We start from the raw sequence: 16,303 nt of genomic DNA on the forward strand, positions 1-16,303 counted from the left end.
CAAATCTCCTCAACCCAAACTTACGAACGCTTGCCGGCGCCGCGAGCGAAACGACGCTCCAGACGGCTCTGGCCAAATGAAAGAACAGTCACCACCGCCAAGTACCAGATACCGGCAACGATCAGCAGCTCCATGACCCGGGCGTTGGCGTAGTAGATGTTTTGCGCGTTGTGCAGCAGCTCCGAGTACTGGATGACGCTGGCCAGGCTGGTCATTTTCACCATGCTGATGAACTCGTTGCCTACAGGCGGAATGATCACGCGCATGGCCTGCGGCAGAATGATCCTACGCAGCGCTTGCAAGCTCGGCATGCCGATGGACTTGGCGGCTTCGTACTGGCCCGTGTCCACTGACAGCAAACCGGCGCGCACCACTTCGGCGGTATAGGCACCCTGGTTGATGCTGAGGCCGAGCAGGGCGGCCACGAACGGCGTCATCAGGTCAACGGTGTCGATGCTGAACAGGCCGGGAATCGCGATTACCGGGAAAATCAGCGCCAGGTTGAACCACAGCAACAGCTGCAAAATCAGCGGTGTACCGCGGAACAGCCAGGTGTAGGTGATGGCCACATAGCGCAGGATCGGGTTGGCCGACATGCGCATGATTGCCGTGATCACGCCGATCACCACACCCAGCGCCATCGCCAGAATCGACATGACGATGGTATTCACCAGGCCCCATAGAATGGCCTCAGACGTGAGGAACTGACCGATGTAGGACCATTCGATCTGGCCATTGGCGAAGGCGCGCAACAGTGCGGCCAACACAATCACGATCAACGTGGCAAACAACATCCGTCCGTAATAGCGGCGCGGCACGTGTTCGTACTGGGTTATGTCGAACTGGTTCTCGGACAGCTTGCGCTCTATTTCCAAGCGCTCGGCCGGGGTTTGGTTCATGGTGATTCTCCAAAACTGATGACGCTACTACTGATGTACTCGGTCCAAATGTGGGAGCGGGCTTGCTCGCGAAAGCGTCAGCCCCCGCACCACACCTCTGACAGGCTTAAATCCGAAAGCCCTGATAGCTCTCAGCCCACTGCTGCTGAGCCGCCAATGCAATCTTCAAACGCCCAATCTGCTCTCGAACCCGCTCCGGTGCCGTCCCACCCCAGCCACTGCGTGCCGCAATCGCCGCTTCCAGGGTCAAGCAATCCCGCACCTCAGGCAGCAGCCGAGCATCCACCTCGGCCAACATCGCCGGTGAGGCTTCCCACAACTCAATCTCATGCTTCTCACAGGCTTGTACCAACGCGCCGGTAATCTCATGGGCCTCCTTGAACGGCACACCACGGGTGGCTAGCCAATCCGCCACCTCGGTCGCCAAGGTAAAACCCATCGGTGCCTGGCGCCGCAGCTCGTCCACCTGGACTTTCATGGTCGCCACCATCCCCGCCATGGCTGGAAGTACCAGCAGCAACGTGTCCACGCTGTCCAACACGCTGTGTTTGTCTTCACTCAAATCGCGGTTGTACGACAGCGGCAAGGATTTGAGCGTCGACATCAACCCGGTCAGGTTGCCAATCAAACGCCCAGCTTTGCCCCTGGCCAGTTCGGCAATGTCCGGGTTCTTTTTCTGCGGCATGATCGAGCTGCCGGTAGCGTAGGCATCGTCCAACACCACCCAGCGAAACTGCCGCGACGACCAGAGGCAAAACTCCTCCGACAGCCGCGAAATATTCACACCCAGCATGCCCGCCACAAACAGGAACTCCGCCACATGGTCGCGGCTGGCCACAGCGTCGATCGAGTTTTCACACGGCCCGGTGTAGCCCATTTCCTTGGCCGAATGCTCCGGCCGCCGCGCAATCGCCGAGCCCGCCATGGCTGCGGCGCCCAATGGCGACAACGCCGTACGTGCATCCCAATCCACCAGACGCTGCACATCGCGCAGCATCGACTGGGCGTGAGCCAGTAAGTGGTGGGCGAACACGATGGGTTGCGCCTGCTGCAAATGGGTGAAGCCAGGGCAGATGCTCTCGATATGCTGCTCGGCCTGTTCCACCAGCGCCTGCTGCAAACCCAACACTTCAGTGGTGATGGTGCGTGCATGGTCGCGTAGGAAAAGGCGCAAATCGTTGGCGGTTTGATCATTACGCGAACGCCCGGCGCGCAGCTTGCCGCCCAAGGCGCCCAGGCGTTCGGTCAAGACGCGTTCGATAAAGGTGTGTACGTCCTCGTCATCCTGGGTTGGATGCAGGCGGCCAGCGGCGAAGTCTTCACCGATGCGGTCCAGGGCTTCGAGGGTGCGCAAGGTCTCCGATTCATCCAGCAAACCGGCGCGCTGCAATTCACGGGCATGGGCACGGGAGCCGGCCAGGTCGTAGGGCGTCAGGCGAAAATAGCGCTCTGGGCAACGCGACAACGCGGCCAACGCAGCAGACGGACCGGTCTTGAAACGAGCGCCCCAAAGGCGGTCGGTGGGCTGAGACATGGGTATTCCTCACGCTTGTTTTTAGAAGAGTCGGAGGCAGTAAAAAAAGGTTTTCAACTAAACTGAATCAGCGTCTGACGCGCCGTATTCAAGGTTGCCAAGGGCGGATGTTTATGTTCATTATCGCCGCCTGGCTATGTTCAAGGATTGGGTTGAAGCCTGTTGAATATGGTACTTGAGGTCAACGCGTATTATGGAAACTCCACTTTCCACTTCTGGAAACCTGCCACCCAAACCGGGCACAAGACCACCGCTGCAACTGAGCGGACTGGACTTCAAATTGCTGCGGGTATTCATGGCCGTGGTCGAAGCCGGCGGCTTCAGTGCTGCGCAAAACGAGCTGAACGTGGGGCTGGCGGCCATCAGTAAACAGATCTCTGACCTCGAGATTCGTATCGGCATGCGCCTGTGTACACGGGGTCGAGAAGGCTTCGGGCTGACCGAAGAAGGGAAGTTAGTGTATCAAGCGTCCATCGAGTTATTTACCTCGGTGGACAGTTTCAGAGACAAGCTTAGTTCGGCGCAAAACGAGCTTATTGGTGACCTTAGTGTCGGGGTTATTGATAACACCGTGTCGGATGTTAATTCCCCGCTTATTACCGCATTGGGGAAATTACATGGCGAATCACCAAAAATAAGATTGCGCCTACAGGCTTCACAGTTGGACGAAGTTGAACGCGGCGTGGTGGAAGGCCGGTTAATCGTCGGTATCGTTCCCGTGTACCAGCGCCGTGAAGAGTTCGATTACTTCCCGCTGTACGAAGAAAAGGCTCACGCCTACTGCGCCGTAGGACACCCGCTTTTTACTGCGAGCGACATTACGCCGGAGGTGCTGCGCCAATATGAAGTGGTCAACCATCGTTATGCGATCCATCGCGACAAGACTAACTTCGTCAATTACGACAGCCAGTCCGCCTCCGCCTCGCAAGTCGAAGCCGTCGCGATCCTGATCCTTACTGGCCGTTTCCTCGGTTTTTTGCCCGAACACTACGCCAAGCCCATGGTAAGAGAAGGGCGCCTTCGCGCACTGTGCCCGGAGCAAGTTCACCTGAGCACCGCCTTCAACCTCATCCTGCGCCACAACGCCCCGCGCAGCCCGATGGTAAAAGCCTTTGCGACGGCGTTGGGCGTAGACCTCAAAACCTATGTCTGATCAACCTGTGGTGAGCGGGCTTGCCCCGCGCTGAGCTACGCAGCAGTCCCAATAAAAACGCCGCATACTGTCAGACAGCATGCGGCGTTTGGTTTTAGGGCCGCTACGCGCCCCAGCGCGGGGCAAGCCCGCTCACCACAATGGTCAGCACAGCGCTTTCGTCCGCTTCTTCTTCGCATGAAAATGCCGAAACACCCCGCGCAGCCCGATGGTAAAAGCCTTTGCGGCGGCGTTGGGCGTAGACCTCAAAACCAGTGTCTGACCAACCTGTGGTGAGCGGGCTTGCCCCGCGCTGGGCTGCGCAGCAGTCCCAATAAAAACGCCGCATGCTGTCAGACAGAATGCGGCGTTTGGTTTTAGGGCCGCTACGCGCCCCAGCGCGGGGCAAGCCCGCTCACCACAATGGTCAGCACAGCGCTTTCGCCCGCTTCTTCTTCGCATGAAAATGCCGAAGCGTCCCACGCAGCCCGATGGTAAAAGCCTTTGCGACGGCGTTGGGCGTAGACCTCAAAACCTGTGTCTGATCAACCTGTGGTGAGCGGGCTTGCCCCGCGCTGGGCTGCGCAGCAGTCCCAATAAAAACGCCGCATGCTGTCAGACAGAATGCGGCGTTTGGTTTTAGGGCCGCTACGCGCCCCAGCGCGGGGCAAGCCCGCTCACCACAATGGTCAGCGCAGCGCTTTCGCCCGCTTCTTCTTCGCATGAAAATGTCGAAAATGCGCATCCTGCGCCGCCGCCAACAACTCCCGGTCCCCGCGCGTATCTCCCCAGGCCCGGAGCCGATACTCCCCCAGGTCTCCGTACACCGCCTCAAGCCGCAGCACCTTGTTCTCACACCGGCAGTTATTTCCAGTGAGCTTGCCGGTCAACACCCCGTCGACTACCTCAAGCTCGGTGCCAATCAACTTGATCCCAAGTCGATTGGCAAACGGCTGCAACACTAACGCAGGCGAAGCCGAACACAATGTCACCTCCGCGCCGGAGCCCAACTCCTGCTCCACCGACAACACCCCGGCCGGGCGCATCAACCGCGCCCAATTGCGCTGGCAATACTCCTCGGCCTTCTGTTGCACCCACGTCTTCTCCACCCCTGTCATAAACGTGCGGATCAACTGCGCTTTCAACTCATCCCGGCTGATCTGCCGAACCAAAAAGCGCAGCCCGGGCACCGCCAGCTTGACCATCCGGCCATAGAACTCGCCGGTACCAAAGGCAAACTTGAGGAAGGGCACGAAACTGTCGTGGTGGGTCAGGGTGCCGTCGAAGTCAAAGACGGAAAGTACTTTGGCGTCAGCGGGGCCGGCTTCGAGCATGTCTGGGTTCACGGGTTGGCCTCGGTCCTATCTAGTATTTTTTTGAGCGTGCATCAGGTGTGACAGCAGGAGTTTACTCCCGTGCCAATCTTCCGACCTTGGCGTAAAGCCCCTCGGTGAAAGCCTCCCGGTCACTCGACCGGTGACAACGCTGATGGCAATTGGGGCACAAGGCTACAGCATTGGTGATGCGATCCGAACCCTTCTGGGCTAGGTGCTTGACGTGATGTACTTCAAGAAATGGCAAACCGTCGACCTCAAACGGCGCGTTAGAGCCGCAGCCTTCGCAGACGCCCTCGGCCTCTTTCAGTACCCAAGCGCGTACCTTTGGGTCTCGAACAAAAGCGGTGCTGACGGTCGAGACCTTCTGCGGCTGGGCAATGCCGTCCGGTCGCTGAGTGAAAGGTTGCTGCTGCAGTTTGGACGCACGACGGATAAGCGTTTGCTCGTCTGCTGTTTGGGCGGCGTCTTCGGATTCGAATACACCCTGCGCGGCAAGTGCTTGGCGGATGCGTTGCTCCACGCCTGTGCCCACGTTCTTCGCAGGCTTATAGCCTTCGATGCGGTCCCGGCCCATACGCACAAGCAAGGTGGAGATGTTTTGCATGCGGAGTTCGATGTAGCCCTTTGCACGGCCTGCCACTGGGCCTTCGCGCAGGAGGCGGTTTTCGAGGGCTTTGTTGAACGGTTGGCCGCTCTTTTCCCAGGCCAGCATCTTCAAGTACGCCTCGACCGCAGCTGCCAACTCCGCGTCGCTCCAGTCCGTTTTGTCTTTCGTAATGTCCATACAACCGCCGAGGGTAGAAAACCCTCGGACGATACTGAGTAGCCATTATTGCGTCTACGAAATTTCCTACGAGCCAGAAGGATTTGGCGGTTAGCTACTTTGGTAAATTCGCTGCTTTGTAAGGAGAGTCTTTAGTGAGCTCGCATAAAAAAGCCCCGAACAAGTCAGGGCTTTTTGGTGTTGCTGTGCTAAGGAATCAATCCCAGCTCAGCGCACCGCCAGTCTGATACTCGATCACACGGGTTTCGAAGAAGTTTTTCTCTTTCTTCAAGTCCATGATTTCGCTCATCCACGGGAACGGGTTAGTGGTCCCTGGATACTCTTCTTTAAGACCGATCTGCGACAGACGACGGTTCGCGATGAACTTGAGGTAATCCTCCATCATCGCCGCATTCATGCCCAACACGCCGCGAGGCATGGTGTCGCGCGCGTATTCGATCTCCAGCTGGGTCCCTTGCAGGATCATCTGGGTCGCTTCTTCTTTCATCTCGGCATCCCACAAGTGTGGGTTTTCGATTTTGATCTGGTTGATCACGTCGATACCGAAGTTCAGGTGCATCGACTCATCGCGCAGGATGTACTGGAACTGTTCCGCCACGCCGGTCATTTTGTTGCGGCGGCCCATGGAGAGGATCTGGGTGAAGCCGCAGTAGAAGAAGATGCCTTCCAGCACGCAGTAGTAAGCAACGAGGTTGCGCAGCAGTTCTTTGTCGGTCTCAACGGTGCCGGTTTCGAACTTCGGATCGGAGATCGAACGGGTGTACTTCAGGCCCCAGGCTGCCTTTTTGGCGACCGATGGAATCTCGTGGTACATGTTGAAGATCTCGCCTTCATCCATGGCCAGCGATTCGATGCAGTACTGGTAGGCGTGGGTGTGGATTGCTTCTTCGAAGGCCTGGCGCAGGATGTACTGGCGGCACTCCGGGTTGGTGATCAGGCGGTACACGGCCAGCACCAGGTTGTTGGCAACCAGGGAGTCGGCCGTGGAGAAGAAGCCCAGGTTACGCATGACGATACGGCGTTCGTCGTCGGTCAGGCCTTCGGGGTTTTTCCACAGGGCGATGTCGGCGGTCATGTTGACCTCTTGCGGCATCCAGTGGTTGGCGCAGCCGTCGAGGTACTTCTGCCAGGCCCAGTCGTACTTGAAGGGCACGAGTTGGTTGAGGTCGGCGCGGCAGTTGATCATGCGCTTTTCGTCAACGGCGACGCGGGCAGAGGCGCCTTCCAGCTCGGCGAGGCCTTCGGCGACGTCGAGTTTGTCCAGGGCAGCCTTGGCGCGCACGATGGCGGCGGAGTCACTGGCGGTGACGGCGCGTGCTTCGATGGCGGCAGCTGCGCCAGCACCGTCGAGGCGGTCCATGTTGGCTTCGGTGGCGTGGCCGGCGTTGGCGCCTTTGGTGGCTACTTCGCCTTCTTCTTCTTTGTCGAATTCGTCCCAGCTCAGCATGACGTGTCGTCTCCTGCGTGAGGGCTCAAAGGTGCCCGTGTGAAACCGGATGGTTGGGTGTTCACACGGCCCTAGGGCCGCGGTGGATCTTAAGGAATCGTTTGTTGCAGCAGCTAGCGCAGGCATTAAACGGAATAGGGTTACGGGTACTCTGCTTGAGGCTTGAGGTGCGCAGCGGTAGGTGCAAGCTCGCGCGGAGGCCTCAGGTCTGGCTCTTCGTCCCAGTGTAAAGGGATATTGCAGGCCCGATTTACCCGCGCATTATAGGGAAAAATTCGGTTTTGTGTTGCGGTGGATGGTCACGGGCGAGGGCCAAAATGGCGTGGTTTTCGGCCAAAGCGTGTGTTTGCGAGGCTTTGCTGGGGTTGGTTTTTTTTGAGGAGCGATGAGCGGCTTTTTGCGGGTGGGGGCAGGGGACGGGACGTAGGGCGTAATAGAGAGGTGCGGCGGTTGACGCTATCGGGAGCAAGCTCCCTCCCACACCTGGACTGCGTGGTGCCTCAAGCCGGTTCTTTGCCGCAAGAACGATTTCTTGCGGCGAATAAGATCTGGGTGTTTTCTAACTGACTAAGTTGTTAGCCGTTAGAGCAACCGTTGCCCATAATCTTGTAATTAAGAATATGGCGTTGACCCTGGGAATCTTCATATTCCATCTTCGCAGGTACAACTTCACATACATTCGGAACTTCGCTCATGGACAATACTTTGGCAACGTCCAAGTGGGTGCTGTAGGTGTAATCTTCAACAATCGGGGCGTTCTGGCCGGCCAGCTCGGTCGGGGCTTCGTCGGCCAGGGCGGCGGTGGCGCACAAGCTGCTGAGGGCCATAACTACGAGAGCTTTCATTTCTTTACTTACCTTCTTCAGGGCGAAAGGGGTCACGGGGCCCTTGTGAGGCCACGTGTGTAACTTAGGATTGGTTAGTTCGGATTAACGTTGCCTTCGTGGGGGCTGTTACGTTGTTAATCACTGCCGTGTAAACCACGGCGTCGTGTTGACGGAGTTGATTTTAGGCCTGCGGGTTATATTCATATACCCGTGCTTTTGATAAACACTATTGGCGGTTTTTGTAACAATCCCTTGGTAAAGGTTTTTTCACACAGCGCCAGAAGCCTTGCAGCCCTTGGCCCAGAGCCCTGTCAGCCGATACCAGGGCAATGTGTAGGGGCTTGTTACTACCATCGTCGAATGGTTCTATGGGATCGCCCCGGCTACAACAGGGCATACAAAAACAACTATTGTCACCGAGGTAAGAAAGATGAGTGCGGCTTCCCTGTACCCCGTTCGCCCCGAAGTAGCAGCCAACACGCTGACCGATGAGGCGACCTACAAGGCCATGTACCAGCAGTCGGTGGTCAACCCCGACGGTTTCTGGCGTGAGCAAGCCAAGCGTCTTGACTGGATCAAGCCTTTCACCACGGTGAAGCAGACCTCGTTCGACGATCACCATGTCGACATCAAGTGGTTCGCCGATGGCACCCTGAACGTGTCCTATAACTGTCTGGACCGTCACCTCGCCGAGCGTGGCGACCAGATTGCGATCATCTGGGAGGGCGATGACCCTGCCGAGAGCCGCAACATCACTTACCGCGAGCTGCATGAAGAAGTCTGCAAGTTCGCCAACGCCCTGCGTGGCCAGGACGTGCACCGCGGCGACGTGGTGACTATCTATATGCCGATGATCCCCGAAGCCGTGGTTGCCATGCTGGCGTGTACCCGCATCGGTGCGATTCACTCGGTGGTGTTTGGTGGTTTTTCGCCGGAAGCCCTGGCCGGTCGCATCATCGACTGTAAGTCGAAGGTGGTGATCACTGCCGACGAAGGCATTCGCGCCGGTAAGAAGATTCCGCTCAAGGCCAACGTCGACGACGCACTGACCAACCCGGAAACCAGCAGCATCCAGAAGGTCATCGTATGCAAACGCACCAATGGCCAGATCAAGTGGAACCAGCATCGCGACATCTGGTACGAAGACCTGATGAAAGTGGCGGGCACTGTATGCGCGCCAAAAGAAATGGGCGCCGAAGAAGCCCTGTTTATCCTCTACACCTCCGGTTCCACCGGTAAGCCTAAAGGCGTGCAGCACACCACCGGCGGCTACCTGCTTTACGCCGGCCTCACCCACGAGCGCGTGTTCGACTATCGCCCGGGCGAAATCTACTGGTGCACTGCCGACGTCGGCTGGGTCACCGGCCACACCTATATTGTCTATGGCCCGCTGTCGAATGGCGCGACCACGGTGTTGTTCGAAGGCGTGCCTAACTACCCGGACATCACTCGGGTGGCGAAGATCGTCGACAAGCACAAGGTCAACATCCTCTACACCGCGCCGACCGCCATTCGCGCAATGATGGCCTCCGGCACCGCAGCCGTTGAAGGTGCTGACGGCAGCAGCCTGCGCCTGCTCGGTTCCGTTGGCGAGCCGATCAACCCGGAAGCGTGGGATTGGTACTACAAGAACGTCGGTCAATCCCGTTGCCCAATTGTCGACACCTGGTGGCAGACCGAGACCGGCGGCAACATGATGAGCCCGCTGCCGGGCGCCCATGCGCTCAAGCCAGGCTCGGCTGCACGGCCGTTCTTCGGCGTGGTGCCGGCGTTGGTGGATAACCTGGGCAACCTGATCGAAGGGGCTGCCGAAGGCAACCTGGTGATCCTCGATTCGTGGCCGGGCCAAGCGCGTACGCTGTTTGGCGATCATGACCGTTTCGTCGATACCTACTTCAAGACCTTCCGTGGCATGTACTTCACCGGTGACGGCGCGCGCCGTGACGAGGACGGTTACTACTGGATCACGGGGCGTGTGGATGACGTGTTGAACGTTTCCGGCCACCGCATGGGCACTGCCGAGATTGAAAGCGCCATGGTTGCCCACCCTAAAGTGGCTGAAGCAGCGGTGGTTGGGGTGCCGCATGACATCAAGGGGCAGGGCATTTATGTGTATGTCACCCTCAAAAATGGCGAAGAGCCAAACGAAGCGCTGCGCCTGGAGCTGAAAAATTGGGTGCGTAAAGAAATCGGGCCGATTGCTTCGCCGGACGTGATCCAGTGGGCTCCGGGCTTGCCGAAGACCCGCTCGGGCAAAATCATGCGCCGTATCCTGCGCAAGATCGCCACGGCTGAGTACGACGGGTTAGGCGATATCTCCACCCTGGCGGATCCAGGTGTAGTGGCGCATTTGATTGAAACCCACAAGACCATGAACGTCGCTTAAGGCGAGGTTGGTTGGACAAAGCCCCATTTGGTGTGAGCCGAGTGGGGCTTTTTTATGTTCGCTTCGAGCCGGTGGGGATCCAGTGTGGGAGGGGGCATGCCCCCGATTGCAGTGGGTCGGTGAATACAGCTGTCAAGGGTCTACCGCCATCGGGAGCAAGCCCCCTCCCACGTTTGGATCTGCGCCACCCGAATAAATATCGGTTTATCGCGTAGGAGGTTTCTGAATGTTACCGAGCGGGGCAAATGTGTAACCCCATGTCCACACATGAGGCAAAGCGCTACGCCCGTGCCCCGAAAAACCCCATTCCAGACACCCCAAGAAATAAGATTAAACGCCAGACTTGCCGTGCCAGAAGGGTTTGCGAATAATAGGCCCGCAATTTGCAGCGTCTACAGGTTTAATGTCTTTTGTCTCTGCATAAAATCCAGGGGCTGTCAATGAGCTGGAACCGCTTTCTCTGTGCTTCTGTAAATTGTTGTCGCATTGAGGAAATATCGGCTTCCGGCCTGTCGTTAGAATGCCGATCACTCGCTCGTCGTCGCCGATGTTGAATTGGTGTCGGACGCAGCACCGCTATTCGGTTTCACCTTCGCCGCATCGTGGGCCATGGCTCATACTGCTGTTTTGCCCTATACCGATGGAGTCCCAAGATGAAGAAACTCGTGCTGTTGGGCGCCCTGGCGCTGTCCGTGCTGTCCATGCAGGCCTTCGCTGAAGGCAAGCCTCTGAAAATTGGTATCGAAGCGGCTTACCCTCCGTTTGCCTCGAAGGCGCCGGATGGCAACATCGTTGGTTTTGACTACGACATCGGCAACGCCCTGTGCGAAGAGATGAAGGTCAAATGTACGTGGGTCGAGCAAGAGTTCGACGGCCTGATCCCTGCGCTCAAAGTGCGCAAGATCGACGCCATCCTGTCGTCCATGTCCATCACTGAAGACCGCAAGAAGTCCGTTGATTTCACTAATCGCTACTACCTGTCCCCAGCACGCCTGGTGATGAAGGAAGGCACCGCTGTCAGCGACAGTCTGGATGAATTGAAAGGCAAGAAGATCGGCGTGCAACGTGGTTCGATCCACGACCGCTTCGCTCGTGAAGTCCTGGCTCCAAAAGGCGCTGACATCAAGGGTTACAGCACCCAGAACGAAATCTACCTGGATGTGGCCGCTGGCCGCCTCGACGGTACCGTGGCCGACGCCACCCTGCTGGAAGACGGTTTCCTGAAGACCGACGCTGGTAAAGGCTACGCGTTCGTTGGCCCATCCTTCACTGACGCCAAATACTTCGGCGACGGCATAGGCATCGCGGTACGTAAAGGCGACAAGGAAAACCTGGACCGCATCAACGCTGCTATCGCTGCGATCCGTGCCAACGGCAAATACAAAGAAATCGAGAAAAAGTACTTCAACTTCGACATTTACGGCCCAGAAGCCCAGTAAAACGTCGCAGCGGTCTGTCCTAAATGGCGCAAGCAACAGAATTCCTGCGGTTTGCGCCATTTTTTCATCCCCCTTTTCGAGGACCTGAATCATGTTGAAAGGCTACGGGGCCGTCATCCTCGATGGCGCATGGTTGACGCTTCAGCTCGCCTTGTCGTCCATGGCCTTGGCCATTGTTCTGGGTCTGATCGGGGTCGCGTTACGCCTGTCGCCGGTGCGCTGGTTGGCCTGGCTGGGTGACTTGTACTCCACGGTGATCCGCGGGATCCCTGACCTTGTGCTGATCCTGCTGATTTTCTACGGCGGCCAGGACTTGCTCAACCGCGTCGCGCCGATGCTCGGCTACGACGACTATATCGACTTGAACCCTTTGGCCGCCGGTATCGGCACTCTGGGGTTCATCTTTGGCGCCTACCTTTCGGAAACTTTCCGTGGCGCCTTCATGGCCATCCCCAAGGGACAGGCCGAAGCCGGCCTTGCATATGGCATGAGCAGTTTCCAAGTGTTTTTCCGGGTGATGGTGCCGCAGATGATTCGGCTGGCGATCCCTGGTTTCACCAACAACTGGCTGGTACTCACCAAGGCCACCGCGCTGATCTCGGTGGTAGGCCTGCAAGACATGATGTTCAAGGCCAAGCAGGCGGCAGATGCCACCCGCGAGCCTTTTACCTTCTTCCTCGCAGTGGCGGCGATGTACCTGGTGATCACCAGCGTATCGTTGCTGGCGCTGCGCTATCTTGAGAAGCGCTACTCGGTAGGCGTAAGGGCGGCTGATCTATGATCTTCGACTACAACGTCATCTGGGAGGCCATGCCGCTGTACCTTGGCGGCCTGCTGACTACCCTGAAATTACTCGCCATCTCGCTGTTTTTCGGCCTGCTCGCCGCCTTGCCCCTGGGGTTGATGCGTGTGTCCAAGCAGCCGGTCGTGAACGGTGTGGCCTGGCTCTACACGTACGTGATCCGCGGCACGCCGATGCTGGTGCAACTGTTCCTGATCTACTACGGTCTGGCGCAATTCGAAGCGGTGCGCGAAAGCTTTATGTGGCCCCTGCTGTCCAGCGCCACGTTCTGTGCGTGCCTGGCCTTTGCGATCAACACCAGCGCCTACACCGCCGAGATCATTGCCGGTAGCCTCAAGGCCACGCCCAATGGCGAGATCGAAGCGGCCAAGGCGATGGGCATGTCGCGCTATAAGCTGTACCGCCGCATCCTGCTGCCGTCGGCCTTGCGCCGTGCGCTGCCGCAGTACAGCAACGAAGTGATCATGATGCTCCAGACCACGAGCCTGGCCTCCATCGTCACCCTGATCGACATCACCGGCGCCGCACGCACGGTGAACGCCCAGTTCTACTTGCCGTTTGAAGCCTATATCACCGCTGGCGTCTTCTACCTGTGCCTGACCTTTATCCTGGTGCGCCTGTTCAAGTTGGCCGAGCGCCGCTGGCTGAGCTACCTGGCTCCACGGAAGCACTGATATGGAACGTATCGACCACCTGTTGCCCTGGGGCCACCTGGGCTGCGAGCGCCAACTGAGCGTGTTCCGTTTCGGCAGCGGCGAGCGCAAGGCCTATATCCAGGCCAGCCTGCACGCCGATGAACTGCCCGGCATGCGCGCCGCCTGGGAACTGAAAAAACGCCTGACAGAACTGGAACAGCAAGGCGCCCTTAACGGGGTGATTGAGCTGGTGCCGGTGGCCAATCCGATGGGACTGGGCCAGTTGTTGCAAGGCAGCCACCAGGGGCGTTTCGAAGTAGGCAGTGGCAAGAATTTCAACCGCGATTTCGTCGAGTTGAGCGAACCGGTTGCCGCATTGCTTCAAGGCAAGCTGGGGGATGATCCCCATGCCAATGTGCGCCTGATCCGTCAGGCCATGATCGATGCGCTCAGCGCCTTGCCCGAGCCGAGCAGCCAGTTGCAAGGCATGCAGCGCGTCTTGCTGAGCCACGCGTGCACCGCCGATATCGTCCTCGACCTGCATTGCGACGCCGAAGCCGCGCTGCATATGTACGCGCTGCCCCAGCATTGGCCCCAGTGGCGTTCGCTGTCGGCGCATCTGAATGTGAAGGTCGGCTTGTTGGCGGAGGATTCCGGTGGCAGCTCGTTTGATGAAGCCTGCTCGCTGCCATGGTTGCGCTTGTCCCGGATGTTTCCGGACGCTCAGATCCCGTTGGCGTGCCTCGCGACGACGTTGGAACTGGGCGGTCAAGCCGACACCGGGCGTGATGAAGCAATCTTCCACGCCGAGGGCATCCTCGCATTCCTTGCCGAGCAAGGCCTGATCAACGGCGAATGGCCGGCTGCGCAACACGAAGCGTGCGAAGGCATGCCGTTTGAAGGCACCGAGTTGCTCTTCGCGCCCCACGCCGGTGTGATCAGTTACCTGCGCAAAGCCGGAGACTGGGTGGACGCCGGCGAACCGATTTTTGAAGTGATTGACCCCCTGCAAGACCGCGTGAGCGTTATCTGCGCCGGTACGTCGGGGGTGTTGTTTGCCGTTGAACGGCTACGTTATGCCCAAGCGGGTTTCTGGCTGGCCAAGGTGGCGGGGCGCGACGCGCTGCGACACGGGCGCTTGCTCAACGACTGACCACCTGTTTTTGTGAGAACCGACCGCATGTACAAACTTGAAGTCCAAGACCTGCATAAACGCTATGGCAGTCATGAAGTGCTCAAAGGCGTTTCCCTGGCCGCTGCGGCCGGTGATGTGATCAGCATCATCGGTTCCAGTGGTTCGGGCAAAAGTACCTTTTTGCGCTGCATCAACCTGCTGGAGCAACCCCACGCCGGCAAGATTCTGCTCAATAACGAAGAGCTGAAACTGGTGGCCAACAAGGACGGCGCCCTGAAGGCCGCTGATCCCAAGCAGCTGCAACGCATGCGTTCGCGCCTGTCCATGGTGTTCCAGCATTTCAACCTGTGGTCGCATATGACCGCGCTTGAAAACGTGATGGAAGCCCCGGTGCACGTGTTGGGCATGTCGAAGAAAGATGCCCGTGAAAAGGCCGAGCACTATCTGGCTAAAGTCGGCGTGGGCCATCGTAAGGATGCGTTCCCTGGCCATATGTCCGGCGGCGAGCAGCAGCGTGTGGCGATTGCCCGTGCCTTGGCGATGGAACCTGAGGTGATGCTGTTTGACGAACCGACTTCGGCGCTGGACCCGGAACTGGTCGGCGAAGTGCTCAAGGTGATGCAGGACCTGGCCCTGGAAGGCCGCACCATGGTGGTGGTCACCCACGAAATGGGCTTTGCCCGCGAAGTGTCGAACCAGTTGGTGTTCCTGCACAAAGGGATTGTTGAAGAACGCGGCAACCCGCGGGAAGTGCTGGTGAACCCGCAGTCCGAGCGGTTGCAGCAGTTCCTGTCCGGCAGCTTGAAATAATTCCTCCCACATGGATCTCTACATTGGGGTTCTACAGTTGGATCTTTATCGTTTTTAAGCTTTGTGTTGGTTTACGGGCTAGCATTGGCCCTTGTCTTCATTACTGTTACAGGCTTCGGATAGCACTCCATGACCGCCCATAAAATTGGTTTCCTGATTTGGCCCAGCACAAAGGCACTCACGCTTGCGCTGGCTGAGGAGGCCTTACGCGTTGCTCAGCGGGTGCATCCGGATGTGGTTTACGAGCTGTCGTTTTTGCTCGCGGAGCCTGCCACCGAAGGCGCCTGGCAATTGCCGGGCGAACCTTGGGCCGGCAAGCTCGAAGGCTTTCAGAAACTGTTTCTGCTGGCCGACGAGCCGCCAACGGTTATTGCCTCGCAACTGAGCACGGCCCTCAAGCAATTGGTGCGGGCCGGGTGTGTGATCGGTGGTTTGTCGGCCGGCGTGTACCCGTTGGCCCAGCTCGGTCTGCTCGACGGTTATCGCGCCGCCGTGCACTGGCGCTGGCAGGATGACTTCGCCGAACGTTTTCCCAAGGTGATCGCCACCAGCCACCTGTTCGACTGGGACCGTGATCGCCTGAGCGCCTGCGGTGGCATGTCGGTACTCGACTTGCTGCTGGCGGTACTGGCCCGCGACCACGGCGCCGAACTGGCGGGTGCAGTCTCCGAAGAACTGGTGGTGGAGCGCATCCGCGAAGGCGGCGAACGCCAGCGGATTCCTCTGCAAAACCGCCTGGGTTCCAGCCATCCTAAGCTGACCCAGGCCGTGTTGCTGATGGAAGCCAATATCGAAGAACCGCTGACCACTGACGAAATTGCCCAGCACGTCTGTGTGTCGCGACGACAACTGGAGCGGATCTTCAAGCAGTACCTCAACCGAGTCCCCAGCCAGTATTACCTGGAGCTGCGTCTGAACAAGGCCCGCCAAATGCTGATGCAAACCAGCAAGTCGATCATCCAGATCGGCCTGTCCTGCGGCTTCTCCTCAGGGCCACACTTCTCCAGCGCCTACCGCAACTTCTTCGGCGCCACCCCGCGTGAAGACCGCAATCAACGGCGCAGCAGCAGCCCGTTCGAGTTGTCATCGGTGCCGTCCGAACGCGGCTGAAACCGGGTTGTCACGAACAGGTACGC

The 16,303-nt window shown here is 58.4% G+C and carries 14 protein-coding genes; 8 read left to right on the forward strand and 6 right to left on the reverse strand.

What is annotated here, in order from left to right; genetic code table 11:
* Positions 1–20 precede the first annotated feature (20 nt).
* Together ACKZ62_RS06215 and argH are read right to left on the reverse strand one after the other, a co-directional pair.
* The gene (locus tag ACKZ62_RS06215; RefSeq protein WP_447096442.1) at positions 21–899 is read right to left on the reverse strand and encodes an amino acid ABC transporter permease; all 879 of its coding nucleotides are present in this window, start codon (positions 897–899) and stop codon (positions 21–23) included.
* Positions 900–1,005: 106 nt separating this feature from the next.
* A complete protein-coding gene (gene argH / locus ACKZ62_RS06220; RefSeq protein WP_447096443.1) occupies positions 1,006–2,433 on the reverse strand; it encodes an argininosuccinate lyase in 1,428 nt (475 codons plus the stop codon).
* Positions 2,434–2,626: 193 nt separating this feature from the next.
* Here argH and ACKZ62_RS06225 point away from each other — a divergent pair, with 193 nt between their 5' ends.
* Positions 2,627–3,586, forward strand: coding sequence for a LysR family transcriptional regulator (locus ACKZ62_RS06225; protein ID WP_447096444.1), 960 nt, complete (start codon positions 2,627–2,629; stop codon positions 3,584–3,586).
* Between the two features lie 668 nt (positions 3,587–4,254).
* On the opposite strand, the gene ACKZ62_RS06230 is transcribed toward ACKZ62_RS06225, so the two are convergent.
* From ACKZ62_RS06230 to ACKZ62_RS06245, 4 genes are all read right to left on the reverse strand, one after another.
* Positions 4,255–4,899, reverse strand: coding sequence for an HAD-IB family hydrolase (locus ACKZ62_RS06230; protein WP_032891078.1), 645 nt, complete (start codon positions 4,897–4,899; stop codon positions 4,255–4,257).
* Positions 4,900–4,972: 73 nt separating this feature from the next.
* The gene (locus ACKZ62_RS06235) at positions 4,973–5,686 is read right to left on the reverse strand and encodes an HNH endonuclease (RefSeq protein WP_447096445.1); all 714 of its coding nucleotides are present in this window, start codon (positions 5,684–5,686) and stop codon (positions 4,973–4,975) included.
* A gap of 196 nt (positions 5,687–5,882) precedes the next feature.
* Complete coding sequence (locus ACKZ62_RS06240) at positions 5,883–7,133, reverse strand: ribonucleotide-diphosphate reductase subunit beta (protein ID WP_093529834.1); 1,251 nt, start codon at positions 7,131–7,133, stop codon at positions 5,883–5,885.
* Positions 7,134–7,708: 575 nt separating this feature from the next.
* Positions 7,709–7,978 (reverse strand): DUF2790 domain-containing protein, encoded by a 270-nt coding sequence (locus tag ACKZ62_RS06245; RefSeq protein WP_032886743.1) that lies wholly within the window; start codon positions 7,976–7,978, stop codon positions 7,709–7,711.
* A gap of 412 nt (positions 7,979–8,390) precedes the next feature.
* Between ACKZ62_RS06245 and acs the strand changes: the two genes are divergently transcribed.
* From acs to ACKZ62_RS06280, 7 genes are all read left to right on the forward strand, one after another.
* Complete coding sequence (acs, locus tag ACKZ62_RS06250) at positions 8,391–10,346, forward strand: acetate--CoA ligase (protein ID WP_032886744.1); 1,956 nt, start codon at positions 8,391–8,393, stop codon at positions 10,344–10,346.
* Positions 10,347–10,999: 653 nt separating this feature from the next.
* Entirely contained in the window at positions 11,000–11,785 is a 786-nt protein-coding gene (locus ACKZ62_RS06255) for an L-arginine-binding protein AotJ (RefSeq protein ID WP_032886745.1), read from the forward strand.
* Positions 11,786–11,876: 91 nt separating this feature from the next.
* Positions 11,877–12,566, forward strand: a complete 690-nt coding sequence (locus ACKZ62_RS06260; protein WP_032886746.1) for an ABC transporter permease — start codon at positions 11,877–11,879, stop codon at positions 12,564–12,566.
* Positions 12,563–13,261 carry an ABC transporter permease gene (locus ACKZ62_RS06265; protein ID WP_032886747.1) on the forward strand — a complete coding sequence of 233 codons (699 nt, stop codon included), beginning with the start codon at positions 12,563–12,565 and terminating at the stop codon, positions 13,259–13,261. Before ACKZ62_RS06260 ends, ACKZ62_RS06265 begins: the two co-directional genes overlap by 4 nt.
* 1 nt (position 13,262) lies before the next feature.
* Positions 13,263–14,375, forward strand: coding sequence for a succinylglutamate desuccinylase/aspartoacylase family protein (locus ACKZ62_RS06270; RefSeq protein ID WP_447096446.1), 1,113 nt, complete (start codon positions 13,263–13,265; stop codon positions 14,373–14,375).
* A gap of 27 nt (positions 14,376–14,402) precedes the next feature.
* Positions 14,403–15,167, forward strand: coding sequence for an ABC transporter ATP-binding protein (locus ACKZ62_RS06275; RefSeq protein WP_032886749.1), 765 nt, complete (start codon positions 14,403–14,405; stop codon positions 15,165–15,167).
* A gap of 129 nt (positions 15,168–15,296) precedes the next feature.
* On the forward strand, positions 15,297–16,277 hold the full coding sequence (locus ACKZ62_RS06280) for a GlxA family transcriptional regulator (RefSeq protein WP_095185706.1): 981 nt from the start codon (positions 15,297–15,299) through the stop codon (positions 16,275–16,277).
* Positions 16,278–16,303: the final 26 nt, after the last annotated feature.

The sequence above is a fragment of the Pseudomonas sivasensis genome (assembly GCF_052938085.1).

Bases quoted from the DNA above. Each gene is read 5' to 3' on its own strand.
- argH (WP_447096443.1), bottom strand. From the start codon at position 2,433: ATGTCTCAGCCCACCGACCGCCTTTGGGGCGCTCGTTTCAAGACCGGT.
- ACKZ62_RS06215 (WP_447096442.1), bottom strand. From the start codon at position 899: ATGAACCAAACCCCGGCCGAGCGCTTGGAAATAGAGCGCAAGCTGTCC.
- ACKZ62_RS06265 (WP_032886747.1), top strand. From the start codon at position 12,563: ATGATCTTCGACTACAACGTCATCTGGGAGGCCATGCCGCTGTACCTT.
- ACKZ62_RS06255 (WP_032886745.1), top strand. From the start codon at position 11,000: ATGAAGAAACTCGTGCTGTTGGGCGCCCTGGCGCTGTCCGTGCTGTCC.
- ACKZ62_RS06270 (WP_447096446.1), top strand. From the start codon at position 13,263: ATGGAACGTATCGACCACCTGTTGCCCTGGGGCCACCTGGGCTGCGAG.
- ACKZ62_RS06245 (WP_032886743.1), bottom strand. From the start codon at position 7,978: ATGAAAGCTCTCGTAGTTATGGCCCTCAGCAGCTTGTGCGCCACCGCC.
- ACKZ62_RS06240 (WP_093529834.1), bottom strand. From the start codon at position 7,133: ATGCTGAGCTGGGACGAATTCGACAAAGAAGAAGAAGGCGAAGTAGCC.
- ACKZ62_RS06260 (WP_032886746.1), top strand. From the start codon at position 11,877: ATGTTGAAAGGCTACGGGGCCGTCATCCTCGATGGCGCATGGTTGACG.
- ACKZ62_RS06275 (WP_032886749.1), top strand. From the start codon at position 14,403: ATGTACAAACTTGAAGTCCAAGACCTGCATAAACGCTATGGCAGTCAT.
- ACKZ62_RS06280 (WP_095185706.1), top strand. From the start codon at position 15,297: ATGACCGCCCATAAAATTGGTTTCCTGATTTGGCCCAGCACAAAGGCA.
- ACKZ62_RS06225 (WP_447096444.1), top strand. From the start codon at position 2,627: ATGGAAACTCCACTTTCCACTTCTGGAAACCTGCCACCCAAACCGGGC.
- acs (WP_032886744.1), top strand. From the start codon at position 8,391: ATGAGTGCGGCTTCCCTGTACCCCGTTCGCCCCGAAGTAGCAGCCAAC.
- ACKZ62_RS06235 (WP_447096445.1), bottom strand. From the start codon at position 5,686: ATGGACATTACGAAAGACAAAACGGACTGGAGCGACGCGGAGTTGGCA.
- ACKZ62_RS06230 (WP_032891078.1), bottom strand. From the start codon at position 4,899: ATGCTCGAAGCCGGCCCCGCTGACGCCAAAGTACTTTCCGTCTTTGAC.